At 50.1% G+C, this 2706-nt stretch carries 1 protein-coding gene; it reads left to right on the top strand.

Features of this window, described 5'->3' with window-relative positions:
• The first annotated feature begins 66 nt into the window (after positions 1-66).
• Entirely contained in the window at positions 67-2640 is a 2574-nt protein-coding gene (gene clpB / locus ACTHUT_RS17435) for an ATP-dependent chaperone ClpB (RefSeq protein ID WP_250600593.1), read from the top strand.
• The last annotated feature ends 66 nt before the right edge of the window (positions 2641-2706 follow it).

Below are 2706 nucleotides of genomic sequence, written 5' to 3'. Positions count from 1 at the left end.
CTATTGAGTTATCCACATTTGGGCTTATATAGGCTCCAACAGAATATATTTGAAGAGGAACGTAAAATGAGATTTGATAAATTGACTGCCAAATTTCAGCAAGCTCTGCAAGAAGGTCAAAGTTTGGCTTTGGCTGCGGACAGCAGCTACCTTGAAGCCGGCTTTATTTTAAAAGCGTTGCTTGACGATCAAAACAGTGGTGCTGCTGCGTTGCTGGCTCATGCAGGTGTGAATGTGCCTCAAGTAAAACAACGTTTGCAGCAGCATTTAAACAGCTTGCCGAAAGTGTCCGGTCAGGGTGGCGATATTCTGCCCAGCCGCGAATTGCAGGCGGTGTTGAACCTGATGGACAAAGCCGCAACCAAACGCGGCGATGCCTATATCGCCAGCGAACTTTTCCTGCTTGCCTTAGTACAGCAGAACGATGCGACCGGCAAAATCCTGAAAGAAGTCGGCGCGACCGAACAAAATATCAATGCCGCGATTGACGCGGTACGAGGAGGACAAAACGTGAACGATGCCAATGCCGAAGACCAACGCGATGCTTTGAAAAAATACACGCTCGACCTGACCCAGCGCGCCCGCGACGGCAAACTCGACCCCGTTATCGGCCGCGACGACGAAATCCGCCGCGCGATTCAGGTATTGCAACGCCGCACTAAAAACAACCCCGTGCTGATCGGTGAGCCAGGTGTGGGTAAAACCGCCATTGTCGAAGGTTTGGCGCAACGCATTGTCAACGGCGAAGTGCCTGAATCCCTGCGTAACAAACGCCTTTTGGTTCTGGACTTGGCGGCTTTGATTGCCGGCGCGAAATACCGCGGCGAATTTGAAGAACGCTTGAAAGGCGTGTTGAACGACTTGGCTAAAGACGATGGCAACACTTTGATTTTCATTGACGAAATCCATACTTTGGTTGGCGCGGGCAAAACCGACGGCGCGATGGACGCGGGCAATATGTTGAAACCGGCTTTGGCGCGCGGCGAACTGCACTGCATCGGCGCGACCACCTTGGACGAATACCGCCAATACATCGAAAAAGACGCGGCACTCGAACGCCGCTTCCAAAAAGTATTGATCGGCGAGCCCAGCGTGGAAGACACCATCGCTATCCTGCGCGGTTTGCAGGAACGTTACGAAATCCACCACGGCATCGACATCACCGACCCCGCCATCGTTGCCGCAGCAGAGTTGAGCGACCGTTATATTACCGACCGTTTCCTGCCTGATAAAGCGATTGATTTGATCGACGAGGCAGCCAGCCGCATCAAAATGGAGCTGGACAGCAAACCTGAGCAAATGGATAAACTTGACCGTCGCATTATCCAGCTCAAAATGGAAAAAATGCACGTTGCCAAAGAAACCGATGATGCCAGCAAAAAACGTCTGGAATTGATAGACGAAGAAATCGACGGCCTGCAAAAAGAATACGCCGATTTGGACGAAATCTGGAAAGCCGAGAAGGCGGCGTCATCCAGCACTGCCGACATCAAGAAACAGATGGACGACATCAAAGTCAAAATCGAACAGGCCAAACGCCAAGGCGATTTTGCCCGTGCGTCCGAACTCGAATACGGCGAGTTGCCGAAATTAGGCGCGCAGTTGCAGGCAGCGGAAAGTAACCCCGATGGCAAAAAACAAAACAAACTTTTCCGTACTGAAGTCGGCGCGGATGAAGTAGCCGAAATCGTTTCCCGCATGACCGGCATCCCTGTGTCAAAAATGATGGAAGGTGAACGCGACAAGCTGCTGAAGATGGAAGAAGTATTGCACCGCCGCGTGGTTGGTCAAGACGAAGCCGTGCGTGCCGTGTCTGATGCTATCCGCCGTAGCCGTTCCGGTTTGGCCGATCCGAATAAACCTTATGGCAGCTTCTTGTTCTTAGGCCCGACCGGTGTGGGTAAAACCGAATTGTGTAAGGCATTGGCAGGCTTCCTGTTTGATAGCGAGGATCACCTGATTCGTATCGATATGTCCGAATACATGGAAAAACATGCTGTTGCCCGCTTAATCGGTGCGCCTCCCGGCTATGTCGGCTACGAAGAAGGCGGCTACCTGACTGAGCAAGTCCGCCGCAAACCATACAGCGTGATTCTTTTGGATGAAGTGGAAAAAGCCCATCCGGACGTATTCAACATCTTGCTGCAAGTATTGGATGACGGTCGTTTGACTGACGGACAAGGTCGAACCGTGGACTTCAAAAATACCGTTATCGTGATGACTTCCAATATTGGTAGCCAACATATCCAACAAATGGGTACTCAGGACTACGAAGCGGTAAAAGAAGTTGTGATGGAGGATGTGAAAGAACATTTCCGTCCTGAAATGATCAACCGTATTGATGAAGTAGTCGTGTTCCATGGTTTGGATCAAGCCAATATCCGCAGCATTGCGAAAATCCAGCTTAAAGGTTTGGAAAAACGTTTGGAAGCACAACATCTGCATCTGAAAGTCGATGATGCTGCCTTGGATCTGATTGCTAAAGCTGGTTTCGACCCTGTGTATGGTGCCCGTCCGCTCAAACGCGCCATTCAGTCAGAAATCGAAAACCCGTTGGCAAAAGCATTGCTTGAAGGCAAATATGCACCTGATAGCACAATCCATGTTAAAGAAGAGGGTGGTAAGATCTTGTTTGCATAAAATTAAAACAATGTAGTATGCTGTTGTAAAAGGCCGTCTGAAAGAATTCAGACGGCCTTTCTTAAT

It is taken from the genome of Neisseria sp. P0022.S010 (assembly GCF_051956635.1).
This window is presented reverse-complemented; position numbering and strand designations above follow the sequence as displayed.